The 13,380-nt window shown below is 33.7% G+C and carries 7 protein-coding genes; 4 read left to right on the top strand and 3 right to left on the bottom strand.

Annotated features, from left to right (window positions below; translation table 11 throughout):
• Positions 1–6: 6 nt before the first annotated feature.
• Complete coding sequence (locus tag BW942_RS19345; RefSeq protein ID WP_000448574.1) at positions 7–411, top strand: STAS domain-containing protein; 405 nt, start codon at positions 7–9, stop codon at positions 409–411.
• Between the two features lie 357 nt (positions 412–768).
• On the opposite strand, the gene tpx is transcribed toward BW942_RS19345, so the two are convergent.
• Positions 769–1,284 (bottom strand): thiol peroxidase, encoded by a 516-nt coding sequence (tpx, locus tag BW942_RS19335; protein WP_000170133.1) that lies wholly within the window; start codon positions 1,282–1,284, stop codon positions 769–771.
• Between the two features lie 677 nt (positions 1,285–1,961).
• Between tpx and ilvB the strand changes: the two genes are divergently transcribed.
• Positions 1,962–3,644, top strand: coding sequence for a biosynthetic-type acetolactate synthase large subunit (gene ilvB / locus BW942_RS19330; RefSeq protein WP_001052471.1), 1,683 nt, complete (start codon positions 1,962–1,964; stop codon positions 3,642–3,644).
• Positions 3,645–3,678: 34 nt separating this feature from the next.
• A complete protein-coding gene (locus BW942_RS19325; RefSeq protein WP_000780664.1) occupies positions 3,679–3,993 on the top strand; it encodes a hypothetical protein in 315 nt (104 codons plus the stop codon).
• A gap of 1,246 nt (positions 3,994–5,239) precedes the next feature.
• Here BW942_RS19325 and BW942_RS19320 read toward each other — a convergent pair.
• Entirely contained in the window at positions 5,240–6,766 is a 1,527-nt protein-coding gene (locus BW942_RS19320) for an HDOD domain-containing protein (RefSeq protein WP_001076957.1), read from the bottom strand.
• Between the two features lie 1,207 nt (positions 6,767–7,973).
• Here BW942_RS19320 and BW942_RS19315 point away from each other — a divergent pair.
• Entirely contained in the window at positions 7,974–9,437 is a 1,464-nt protein-coding gene (locus BW942_RS19315) for an aldehyde dehydrogenase family protein (RefSeq protein ID WP_002969649.1), read from the top strand.
• Positions 9,438–10,313: 876 nt separating this feature from the next.
• Here the strand turns inward: BW942_RS19315 and colA are convergent.
• Complete coding sequence (gene colA, locus BW942_RS19310) at positions 10,314–12,980, bottom strand: collagenase ColA (RefSeq protein ID WP_002106191.1); 2,667 nt, start codon at positions 12,978–12,980, stop codon at positions 10,314–10,316.
• Positions 12,981–13,380: the final 400 nt, after the last annotated feature.

Raw genomic sequence — 13,380 nt, 5'->3', positions numbered from 1 at the left:
TGGATTATGGAAACTAAACCCAATTCGATGAGCCACAAAAATAACGAGATGAAAATTTCGATTGAAAATATTTCTTCCTCTGGAACTCTTCCAGGTCCCGCTGTTATCATCCAGGTCCAAGGAGACATCAATTTATTTTCTGCAAAAGAACTAAAAGATACTTTTAATGAACTGATTGAAAAAAAGATTTATCTTCTTCTCGTAGATCTTTCGGGTGTGCGTACTATGGATTCTTCTGGAATTGCCACCTTTATCGGAGCCCAGAATCGATTAAATAAGATTCCTTGCGCTGGACTTGCTCTTTATTCGTTACCACAACAGATAGAAAAAATGCTCGAGCTGACTAGGCTCAAAGCTCTTTTTCGCACTGCTCCTGATCTTTCCGAAGCAATTCGAATTTTCAGTATTTAATTTACACTTGTCTCAAAATTACAAATAGAACTTAACGTGAGCTCGGTCATGATTCATTTTTCTGAAAAAAGTTGTGAAATGAATTCTTAAAATGTGAGAACTACTATGAATCACGATTTTAAAAATAAATTTTAAAAGTTCATACTTTTAAAAAATTTTGTCTCACATCTACATCATGTTAGATTAAAATAGAGTTGTTGAAAAATTCCATAGCAACAATTAACAAAACGCTTCAATCGACCGTTTCCATACAACGAAAACCGATAGAGAATTAATTTTTCAACAATTCTAATGTATTTTTTTGAATTATTCTTGGCTTGATCTATAAGTAAAACAAACCAAGAATATTCGGTTTTTTTAAAGTGCTGCGTTTGCAGCCGCGATTGCTGCTGTGTAGTTCGGTTCCGTCGTGATTTCAGGTACAATTTCCACATAACGAACCGTATCCGATTTATCTAATACAAAGACTGCTCTTGCAGAAAGTCCTTTGAGTGGTCCGTCTGCGATATGAGTTCCGTAAGCTTTTGAAAATGAAAAATCTCTGTATTGGGATCCGGTTACTAGGTTCGGAGAATTGATTCCTTCTGTAGAACAAAAACGACCCATTGCAAAAGGTAGGTCTCCAGAAATAACTAGGGTTGTTACGCCGGAAATTCCTGCTGCTTTTTCGTTAAATGCTTTGGTTTCGAGGGCACAGACGGAAGTATCTAAACTTGGAACTGCTACGAGTATTTTTACTTTGCCCGCATAATCTTTAAGACTAAATTCGGAAAGATCTTGTTTGATCGCTTTGAAATCGGGAGCCTTGTCTCCTGGAGATGGAATTTTTCCTTCGAGTTGTACTGGATTGCCTTTCAGAGTAACTTTTGTCATTTGAATTTTCCTTCCTATAATTAGAATTAAAGAATATACGAAAGCGTCATTGTATCTAAGGACGATGTCCGAGAAAGCAGGATTTTTTCTAAATTTTTCGAAACATTTTTTACTGATAACCGTATACCTAATATTTTGTACTCAAACGGATTTCTGTGATAAAGATTTACGATACTCTTATTTATATTGCTCTAAGTAGTATTATATTTATTGAGAACAATTTTGTTCATTTATAGTTTAGTTTTTAAAGTTATTGTTGGAAATTTGTTTTGTGGTTTTAAATTACTGATCTTTATAAAATTGAGTACTGTAAATTTTTATCGTAAATCAATGTTTCAGCGTAAAAAATAGGTACTTTATTATGTAGTTCTAGTAGGAGAATCCAAATTTCCAATTAGGTTTAATGATCTTTCCAAAAAATGCTTGTAAAGTGAAACGGTTCTTGTTTCTGTTGGTAGTAGAATTCATTTTATGAACCTCAATCAAGTAATTGCATCCATGTTTGTAAACAGCTTAGAGCTAGTGGTGGTCTTTGGAACACCGGGACATTGCTTTACGCTGTAGAGATTTACTTAAGACGCAATTCTAAGAAAAGCCTTCTCCGGTGTAAAGCCGGGGGAGGCTTTTTTATTTTTAGGGCTTATCAATGATTTTAAAGACGATTTAAGGAAACACGTATGAATTTAAACGGAGCTGAACTTATGATTCGGTTTTTGGAATTTGCAGGAGTCGAAATTGTTTCCGGAATTCCAGGGGGAGCTAGTCTTCCCATCTACGATGCGTTATACGAAAGTAAAATTCGACATATTCTTGCTAGACACGAACAAGGTGCTGGTTTTATAGCCGGTGGGATGGCAAGAGCAAACGGAAAACCCGGAGTTTGTTTTGCTTCTTCGGGACCAGGAGTTACTAACTTAATTACTGCGGTTGCAGACGCGAAAATGGATTCTATTCCTTTGATCGTAATCACCGGGCAGGTTCCGGTTTCTATGATCGGCACCGACGCATTTCAGGAAATTGATACTTTCAGTTTGTCTGTTCCGATTACTAAAAGAAGTTATCTAGTGAAAAAAATTGAGGATTTGATTCAAATCCTTCCTCAGGCTTGGAAGACTGCTATTGAAGGTAGGCCAGGTCCGGTTTGGATTGACGTTCCTAAAGATGTGGCTTCTGCTAAGATTGATTGGGATATTTCCAGAGAAAAAGAAATTTGGAATATTCAAAAAATAGAATTTAAAGATACGATTGATCTAGAATGGAAAAAAACTTTTAAGGAACTATTATCGAAAGCTAAAAAACCAGTATTTTATATCGGTGGAGGTTTAAACCGTCCTTTGGCGGCAGAGTTGTTCTGTATTCTTTTGGAAAAACTAAACTTTCCTACCGTTTCTACGTTAATGGGATTGGGGATTTGTCCATATGAACATCCTAGATTTTTAGGAATGTTGGGGATGCACGGCTCTAGAGCAGCCAATCTCGTTTTGGAAGAAGCAGATTTATTGGTTGCTTTGGGCGTTCGTTTTGATGATCGAGCCACTGGTAAATTGAATGAGTTTTGTCCTAATGCTAAGATAGTCCATGTAGACATAGACGCAACAGAAATCGGTAAATTAAAAAATCCTAATCTTTTTTTAAAACACGGCGTTGAGAATTTTATCACCCAGATTTTGGAAGAGGACTTGTCTTCTGAACACTTGTCTTCGGAGGAATGGTTGAATCAGGTTCAAACTCTCAAAACTTTATATGGATTTTCTATACCTAAAGAGAATCAAATTTTACATCCGGTTTCGATTTTACAAAGTATCTCGAACATTCTAGGTGAAAAGGCAATCATTACTACTGACGTAGGTCAACATCAAATGTGGGTGGCTCAATATTATCCTTTTCGAAAGCAAGGTTCTTTTTTGACTTCGGGTGGTTTAGGAACAATGGGTTTTGGATTACCGGCCGCCATTGGGGCGGCGCTCGTTTTTCCGGAAAAAAGAATCGTTTGTATTTCGGGAGACGGATCGATTTTAATGAATATTCAGGAATTAGATACTCTTAGAGAATTGAATTTAGACGTAACTATTCTTTTGATAAACAACGGACATCTTGGTTTGGTGAGACAACAGCAGGAATTGTTTTTTTCCTCCAGATTTTCCGCATCCAAATTTGTAATACCCGCTAACTTTATAAAAATTGCATCTTCTTTTGGAATTCCATCTTTTGAGTTGTCGAATGAATGTTCTCAAGTTGAAATTCTGGAACAAGCTTTGATCCGAAAAGGACCATCCTTTGTTTTGCTTCAGGTAGAGCCCGATCTACAAGTTCTTCCCATGGTTCCTCCAGGAAAGGCAAACCGTGAAATGATTTATTAATATATTTATATATTAAAATATAGGAGTTTATTTTATGAAGTTGTATGAGGATTTTAAAACAAAATATTATACTTTTGATATTTCTTCCGAAGAAGGTTCTGGAACAATTTTACGTATGATAGGTATTCTATCTCGTAAATCCATTGATTGGTTGGATTGGCGGTTGCGACGAAATGTTGAAGGTGAATCCCAAAAAATTATGATCGTAATTAGAACTGAAGAACCGGATAAAATTCTAAACCTATTTCGTAGTATCCCAGAAATTAGAGAAATACGTTATTTTGAATCGAATCTAAGTTCCGAATTAATTTTTGAAAAAGAGGATACGTTTGTAGTTTCTGTTTTTTGATATAAAGTTAATAACTTTTATATATTAGAGTTTTTGAAAAATTTCATAACGACAATAACAAAACCGATTCAATCGACCAATTCATAAAACAGAGACAAGATAGAGAATTCATTTTTCAACAATTCTATTTTAAAAAGTTGTATATACTGTGGACTATGAGGCGAATGCTCAATATTTTTTATTGAAATAATGTGAGTTCTGCGTAAAAAAAATATGATCCTGAAAAAATTGGAATCTGAATTTTGCAGATTGATTCTTTCAATGTGGGAACTACCACAATTGATAACATAGAAGTTTATAACAATTGAATCTGTCGTATTCAGGTGTGGGAACTACAGCAAATCACGATTTTACGAACAAATTCTAAAATTGTAGGAACTACTACTCTTAGAAAAATTTTTCTTACGCCTAACTCAAGTTAAAATGGGATTTAAATTTTGATGATGGTCGCAAAACTGCAAAAATTTGATTAGAGATGATTCTTTTGGTATTTCATGGTAGTTCCTACAATTTTCAAAGTGTAACTGGTAAACCCACGATTTGTGAGAGTTCCCACATCTTTTTTTTACAAAAAAGTTGTTCTAGGATAAAAACGAATTTTCTTACGTTTCCTGTTCACGTTGAAATAGTGTTTTGTGATCAAAATTAAAGATACTCAGCTTTATAGGACTACTCAGAACTATATGATAAAATCCTCATATTTTATATTTCAACAATATGAAATTCTACGTAAAAAAATAGAAGTGAATCGCATTGCTGGACCGCGTTTTTCCGTACTGATTCACAAATTGAAAGTTTACTTGAAAACAAAATCTTTTTATAAGTTCAATTTGTTATAGAAGCGAGACGCTGGGTTTGAAAGTGTGTTCTGCCTCAATCGCTTTGTATCGGATTATATCAAAAACGCGCTAGTAGGCACTTTATCACAGCATTTATGGATACTCTAATTTGGTAAGTATCAGTATTAGTGCGAATAAAAATAATGCTGAAAAACGATAAATGGATTTTTTAAAAATTTATTATTTTATAAAATACTACTTTGATATGATCTGTGCGTAAAAGACTCATTTAGAAGTCCGAAAATTACAAAGAACTACTGGAAATTTTGCAAATGTTCAGATCGAACATAATTTGTTGTAGGTTTTAGTAGTTTATTAGGAATTTATAAAGAACCATCGTTGATAACTTTGAAACAAGTTCAAAATTAGAGGATGTTTCTTTGAAAGTGTGATTGTGTTTTGAACTTTTATTCAACTCTGGCTAGAAAACTTTCCAGAGCCTTGGTTCTAAAAGAATGAAATTCTCCCGAGTGTTCAAATTTACAGAACTGAAGAATCTTTTCGGGAATTTCACTAAACTTTGCCTCTTCATTATTAATCTTGATCATCATATCTGCGAGATAGATCGGATAAATGTAAGAAATGAATTCTTCTTCAACGATCAAAGGTCTGTGATGAAATTCCATTGATTTTGAATATAGATCTGGGAAATTCCATTTTTCGGCTATCAATGAGCCTACTTTTGTATGAGTAATTCCTAATGCAGCTTCTTCCATAGAAACAGCAGACGCGATCTCTTTAGAGGCGGAAATTTTACCGATGTTATTCATCGTTTTTTCCTCCAGAGAAAGTAGAATGATTTCTCCTATGTCGTGTAACAAAGCGGCGGATACTAGATTGCTGATTGTATCTTTAGGAAGATTGATTCTAGACGCGATCAGTTTACAATAAAAAGCGCATTGATTGGATTTTTCCCAGATCGAAAGGAAGGCTGGAAATTTACCTTCTAAAATTTGTTTAGTTCCAAGGGAATATAAAAGCTGACTGAGTTCTTTGAGACCGATGAGTTGAATAGCCCTGTCTAAAGACTCTACTTTGTTTGCCCGGATAAAAGCGGCCGAATTTGCAAGTTTTAGAATATTCGCAGAAAGTGCTACATCCTTTTTAATTACTTCCGCAATTTGATTGATGGAAGAGTTTGGTTTTGAGATCATCGTCTGAATATCTTGGATCGATTTCGGAAAAGTGGGAAGTCCGTCTATGTTTTTTAAAATGTCCTGAGTTTTTTGAAGTTGAAGATTTTCTTTTGAAATGTTCAGAGGAATATCAATGATAACGCTCGTATTGTTTCCTTGACTTTCTATTTTATAAGAACTTGCAGAAAGTCCGTCGTTTTTTAACATCATTAGAGACATGACAAGTCCCAGTCCTGCTCCTTCCGTTTCGTCTCCTGCTTCTAAAAAAGCCTCCGCGAGATCGTTGTAAAGTCTTGCTTTTTCAATTCTTTGGTTAATTCTTTCTACTTCGGTAGGACTGAGTTTTACGTTATTCATCACTCTGATTCGAATCATATCCTTATTGTAGATAAAAGATACCAAGACTACGAAATTGTTTTTAAAAAGAAGTTCTTCATATTTTTCTTTATTATCTAAGTAGTCTTTTTTAAAACCTGAAATTTTTTGTTTGTAGATTACGGGATTGTGGATGTCTGCTTTCAATTCCTGAAAATAAATTCTTTTGATGTTTGCTTTGATAGAATTGGCAATGGTTTCTTTTAGAGTTGTGAGAACCGAGTCTCTCACGTAAATGATATCAAGTTGAATTAGATAACGATCTAAAGTTCTGCTGATGGTAGAGTCTACGTTTTCCGTAAGATTATGAAATCGATAATGAACAGGAATATTTTCCAAAACGGAATGATTGAGATCTTTAAGATTACTATAAAGACCTAGGTCTCTATGGTGATGGAATTCAAAGGTTTTAGTTTGATTCATATTCTTTAATTTTTCCTTTTGAGTTCGTTCTTTGTCAAGTTATCTGAAATTCATCATAAAAATCTTGAAATTTTTTTTCATATCCTTTTCCACTTTTATATCTAATCAATCGAATCTTAATTTAAGAATTTTATTTTATTCTGTCTCTTTTCTAAATGATAAATGCTGGATTGATTTTTTTTAGAATAGAGTGGTTTGAACTGTGTTGGTATTTAGAATAGTGTAAAGTTGATTTTTTATTTACTATTCGAATTACTTAGAATTGTAGAATAGAATACCTAATATTTTGTATTCAAATCGCTATTTATAAAGAAAATTTCAGACATTCGATTTTATAGACTTCCATGGTATTAAAAATGAACGGTCGATTTTGTAAAGATGTTGAAGTTTTCAAAAAATTGTACCTAACCCGGCATTATTGACTTTTTTGAAGTAGATCTTACATTCTAAGTTTTGCAACCAGTTTCGTATGGTATTATTATTTTTAAGTGCCCGAATGATAAAAGTTTAGCTAACTTTTGTTTGAGTTAGAGTTACCAATGATTAGAGATCACTAACGATTTTGCGATCAAGACTTACAGGCCGTCTCAAAACCTAATTAGAGTTGTTGAAAAATTCCATAGTTCAATTAACAAAATTGCTTTAATCGACCGTTTCCATGAAATAGAAACAGATGGAGAATTAATTTTTCAACTATTCTATTGTACTTTATCAAAAGGATCAAACTGCAAGAACTTGTTCCAGTTTTGGAATGAGCCATTTATAAAAATGGCAACTAAAAATGAGCGATGGACTTGCGGAATATAGAGTTCTTACAATCTGTTTATCTAAGAATTGATTGGTTCTTACATCTTAACTTAATTGTACAAACTCATCGGATCTCTATAAAATTGTGCACCTTAAATTTTTATCGCAAAACACTGTTTCAGCGTAAAATATTGATACTTGATTCTATAACTCTGAGAGGTATTCTTTTTATCTATTTTTATGAAGTATGCAAATAAGAATAATACCATTGAATCAAATTCGAATTAAGAATTTTTCCTGAAATCTTAAAGAAATTAGAAACAGGTTTAATACAATTGAAGTAGTAAAATTTTGGAGTTCAGATCGGTTGTAAAAAGAATTGCTTTCCGAATCTGTGATGATAAAATGAGGGCCCGTTCCCAAAAACGAATTTTTGAACTATACCCGAGGAGCACTTTCGATGCCAACTTTACAAGAATCTCCGGTTAAATTACCGAATTCTAATCAACCTCCGTCTGTAAATAAGACGGAAATTGAACGTGTGTTTAATCTTCAAAAAAAACATTTTCATAAAGTGATGAAACTGACCACGGCTGGTCAACGGATTCAGCGTTTGAAAAAGTTAAAAGAGGCGATTTTTAAATATTCTCCTGAAATTGAAAAGGCAGTTCACTCTGATTTTCGTAAAAGCGAAAGAGAGGTGGATATCACTGAAATTATGCCTTCTATTTCGGAAATCAACGACGCAATCAAACACGTTCGTAGATGGATGAAACCTGTGGACGTTAAAACTCCGATGACACTTTTCGGTTCTAAGAGCCAGATCATTTATGAACCTAGAGGAGTCGTTTTGATCATAGGTCCTTGGAATTATCCGTTTTATCTTACGTTTGCACCTCTTGCCGCGGCCATCGCGGCAGGAAATACGGTTTTGATCAAACCTTCTGAGTTTACTCCAGTGACTTCTAATCTGATTCAAAAGATTATCAGCGAAGTATTTCCTAAAGAAGAAGTGGCAGTTTTTGAAGGAGACTATCAGGTTTCTGGGGCTCTTATGGAACTTCCTTTGGACCATATCTTTTTTACTGGAAGTACTCACGTAGGAAAGATAGTGATGACTGCTGCGGCGAAACATCTAACCACCGTTACACTTGAGTTAGGTGGTAAATCTCCTGCAATCATAGATAAAAGTGCAGATATTAAAAAGGCGGCCAAAAAACTAATTTGGGGAAAAGTTTTGAATGCAGGACAAACCTGTGTGGCTCCCGATTATTTACTCATTCCGAATGAACTGATTAAACCTTTTGTAGAAGAAGCAAAAACAGTGATCAAAGAATTTTATGGAAATTCTCTCAAGGAAAATTCAGATTTTTGTAGGATCGTAAACGATCGTAATTTCAATAGGGTTTCTGGTTATATACACGAAGCCGCGGAAAAAGGTGCAAAGATTGAAATGGGAGGCGATACGGATGCGTCTCAGAATTATATTGAACCTACTCTTTTAAGTAACGTACCAGAAAATTCGAATATTATGGAAGATGAAATTTTTGGACCAGTGCTTCCTATGATTCCTTACACGAACTTGGATGAGGCAATTGAAAAAATCAATTCCAAACCAAAACCTTTGGCTTTGTATATTTTTGGTAAAAAGGATCGTTCGATCAAAAAGATTCTTAAGGAAACTTCTTCTGGAGGAGTTGCGGTTAATGATGTGATTTTACATCTTGCCAACCCAAATCTTCCTTTTGGAGGAATCAATCATTCTGGTCATGGAAGTTATCACGGTTATTTCGGATTTAAGGCCTTTTCGCACGAGCGTTCTGTTTTACGTCAAGCTGCTTTGAGTTCGATCGATTTAATGTATCCACCATACACTAATTTTGTGAAGAGACTGGTTTCTTTTACGAAAAAGTTTTTAGTTTGATGGTTGTAAATACGATTGGCTGAAATTTCCAATTTGAATTTTTGAGCACTTTCTTATATTAGAGGTGCTCAAGAATTAATTTTCTTCTATCTTTTTCGTTGCTCAGAGATATAGTTCTGAGTCTCTAAATATCTTGTAGTAAAATTTACAGTGCTCAGTCCCATAAGTATCAGTAAAAACGAATTATAAAAAGGTTTAATAGTAAATTTTGATTTTTTGAACAGCTCTAATTTCTAACGTGAGTTTAGCGTAAGAGAAATTGGGAAATTTTTTCTAAAAGTGTAAACTTCAAAGTTTTATCGTAAAATCTAGATTTGTGAGAGTTCCCACAAATTAAGAGCGTGTCCTAAAACCTCGAAGAATTTGCGTGATAATTCTTTAGAAATTTTTAATAAAATAAAGTAGTTCCTACAAAAACCCTTATATTTGCGAATTTTAAAGCAGTTTGTATATCGTTAAGTTTTCGTATGAGTTCCTACAAATTAAGTCACATTATGAATTTTTAAATATTCGTTTTTCGTGAATGAAATTCGTATGAGTTCCTACGTTTTCAAAATCTAATTGCAAAACATAGATATTGTGGTAGTTCCACCACATTTTATTTTTACAGAAAAATCAGGTTTTATAAAATAGAATTGTTGAAAAATTAATTCTCCATCTGTTTCTATTTTATGGAAACGGGCAATTGAAGCAATTTTGTTAATCGGAACTAGGGAATTTTTCAACAACTCTAATAAATTTCTCCACCAACCCGTGTTGATTTTGAGTAATGAAGGTGTAGATTGTATCAAAGACGGTTATTTAGTATATTCTAAAAACAGAATATATGTCCAGTTCATCCAAACGAAATGGACTGGATGAACTGGACGAGGTCACTTAGAAATTACAACTTGAATTCGCAGCTAAATACTTTCTACCGTCTGGTAAATGGATTGTATCAATAGAATCGAAATTGCAATCGAGTTTTTTATAAAATGAAGGTCTCATTGTATAGACTTCCGACTTCAATTCATTCAATTCTCCGTTTAGTTTTTGATACATTTCTTCATAAGTAGCTGTATTCGAAAATGCATTCGTAACTATTGGAGTGTTACAAGTTGTGCTTGATCCATTAGATGGAGTTGCAAAACAAGTAGAATGTATACCTATTCTTGTGTTTCGAAAATCAGTTTGACCCCGTTGTGGATGTCTATAAGAAATTCGAGAACGGTATGCCAGTGGTCCTTCACAAGAATAAATTGTAAAAGGTCGAAATAGATTTAAATGTTTATCAAAACGAATCTCTCCTATTCTACAATTCATACTCTGAAAGTTATTCACACCGCTGCTTTCCAAGGTAGACATAAGATCGTTGATCCTTGAATTGAAATCAGACCACGCAGAGTTCCAGTCTGGACTATAGGTAGCGTTTCCAAATATCAAACCTCTACAAGAAAAACGACTGTTGAGTCCGAATGCGGCGGTTGTACATTTTGCCTTAAGTCCTGTTTCGGTCTTTCTAAAAAAAGATCGAATGACTTTCGGATCATTGGTAGACAAATTTGCTAAATCCGGAGCAGGCGTAGATGGATCTGTAAGATTGTCTACGTTGCTAACTAGGTAATCTAAATATGCCTGAAACGAAGTATTAAGCCCTGTGTCGTGAGACATTTGATCAATTAAAAAATCAAATGTTTGAATATTAGAATCACGTAATGCACTAATTAAATCTTTCAGGGTATCTTTTTTATAGGTGTAAAGATAATTGAAGAAATTACCCGAGTATCTATAAAATTTGAAATCTCCATAACGAGCCGTTAGGATTTTTGAAACGTCCATTCTAGAAGAACCGTCTCTTTTAATTTCAGAAATTAAACTTTTACGCGGATGAATTTCTCTTGAAGAACTACCGGTTAGAAATTCTGCAATTCCTTCTTCAAACCAAGTGAGTCTTTCATTATCGTGAGCAGAAGTTTGAGACCATAAACCTGGAATTATAAATCTGCCTACAAGATAATGACTATATTCGTGGCGTAGTAATTCTTCGAGAGTATATATACTTTCTGCAGGAGTACGTTGATATGTATAGAGCGTTTTGTCTCGTTCTATGTAGATCCCACCATTATCTGTAGAAAGATCGAATAGAAAAGGATGAAAAGTTTCGTAATCCTTTCTAGATTTATACACATACATGGTAATTGAATCCGTCGTATCTCCAGACACGGGAGCATGAATTCCTATCAAACGGAAAAATTGAGATTCTACCTGTTTAAGAGCGTGATATAGAGGTTGAATTTCATCGATTGATAGAGCTGTGTGTACGATTTGTGTTTTATCGTCAAAATAATATGTATTTGACAAAACCGCCTTTTTCACAGTTTCTTTGATATCGCTCAAACAAATTCGTCCGATCCGTAAATTCGCACAGTCCGAATGTCGAGTTAACGCTTTGATTCCTAGAAGATACGGTTCAGAAATGTATGGATACGTTTCTAAAACATCAGTCATAACTGAAGCAATCACTGGTTGAAAGCTAGGAAGATATTCATAAATCCTATCCAAACCAAATATCGCATTGTTGATGATCCAGACTTGAGAATCTGTGTTGAGACTTGTATCAAGAGCAAGTCTTCTCAGTTTACTAATCAATCTATAATCGATCATTGTAAGGAATTCGTTGCTGTTTGAATGGATATGACGTTGAAACAATCTAAAAACAGCATTCAAAGCGATGGCCTGAGAAAGATTGTTTCTTAATCTTTGTGGATCGTTTATAGTAGCTTCAAGAAAAGAAAGGATACGTGGATAAATCGTATGTCCAATTTTTGTACTATCCGCTACTGTAAAGAAGAACTCTAAAACTTTTCCGGCATCGTTGGTTCCATCTAAGAAGTGTGCACTACTTGCAAAAATCTGCATTGGAGTAACTAAAGCCTGAGAGATTTGGTTTGTATCAAATGGGAGGGAAGGGTGAGAATGTTTTACATAATATCCGGCCCAAAACATTCTGAACAATTGTATAAAGTTCAAATCGTTGTTACCGTTGTAAAAAGGAGCAAGATCGTTTAGTCGATTGACTACTTCAAGCATGTTCTCTTGTGAATAAATATAGTCCGAATACTGATCGTAATTCCAAACAAATTTATCCACACAATTTATATCATGTGTTTCCAAGAATCTGACGAATTCTTTCGGTTTTAAACGTGCAACGTAACTTCCATTACAATTATTTGAAGTTATATTTTGTGCAGTTCCATTCGAATAAGAATTACTTGGTCCGAAAGTCATAACCGACGGAACAAGAATTCTTTTTTTTCCATCTGCGATTCTGTCAAAGTCTTGCTCATTTTCTACTTGAATAGGTTTAAAACCTATCAGTTCGTTTAACGAGCTAACGCTTACTGTTGTCGATCTCATTGTAGTTTGTTGTGTAGCCTGAGCAAACATTGTTGCAAACAAACTAAGATCATTTTTAGAGCCATTATTTTGGCTATTACATCCTAACGAAAAGGTTACAAGAACACTTAACGTTATTGCTAGCTTATACTTTATATTCGTTATCATTTTTATATTCTTTTTCCTTTTAGTTTTTATATTTTTCCGTGAATAAAATTATTATCTTTTTATAAAAGAAAAATTTTTTTTATAAAAATATTTATAAAAATTATCCCTTAAATATTTATTTAAAGAAATAACGTTATGCGTCTTTGTGTCTTAGTTATGAATGTTTCAAAATAAATTTGAAAATTAGCGTTAGATTATTTATTAATTAAAATAAGTAAGTCTCGTTTATTGTGAGATTTAATTTATTCTTAAAATCAATATTATGCGATACTCATCGAATAAATTTTTTTTATAAAAGATGTCTTTGATTTTTTTTAAAATTTATCTCAAAAATAATTTAAATATCGCATAACGGTTTCTTTGATTAGTAGAAAGTTTTTGATAAATTTGAAAATTAACG

Source organism: Leptospira interrogans (assembly GCF_900156205.1).
GTDB lineage: Bacteria > Spirochaetota > Leptospiria > Leptospirales > Leptospiraceae > Leptospira > Leptospira interrogans.
Note: the sequence above shows the minus strand (reverse complement) of the source record. Positions and strands in the feature narration are given on the sequence as shown.

Coding starts and splice junctions, on each gene's coding strand:
- BW942_RS19345 (WP_000448574.1), top strand. CDS start 7: ATGGAAACTAAACCCAATTCGATGAGCCACAAAAATAACGAGATGAAA.
- tpx (WP_000170133.1), bottom strand. CDS start 1,284: ATGACAAAAGTTACTCTGAAAGGCAATCCAGTACAACTCGAAGGAAAA.
- ilvB (WP_001052471.1), top strand. CDS start 1,962: ATGAATTTAAACGGAGCTGAACTTATGATTCGGTTTTTGGAATTTGCA.
- BW942_RS19325 (WP_000780664.1), top strand. CDS start 3,679: ATGAAGTTGTATGAGGATTTTAAAACAAAATATTATACTTTTGATATT.
- BW942_RS19320 (WP_001076957.1), bottom strand. CDS start 6,766: ATGAATCAAACTAAAACCTTTGAATTCCATCACCATAGAGACCTAGGT.
- BW942_RS19315 (WP_002969649.1), top strand. CDS start 7,974: ATGCCAACTTTACAAGAATCTCCGGTTAAATTACCGAATTCTAATCAA.
- colA (WP_002106191.1), bottom strand. CDS start 12,980: ATGATAACGAATATAAAGTATAAGCTAGCAATAACGTTAAGTGTTCTT.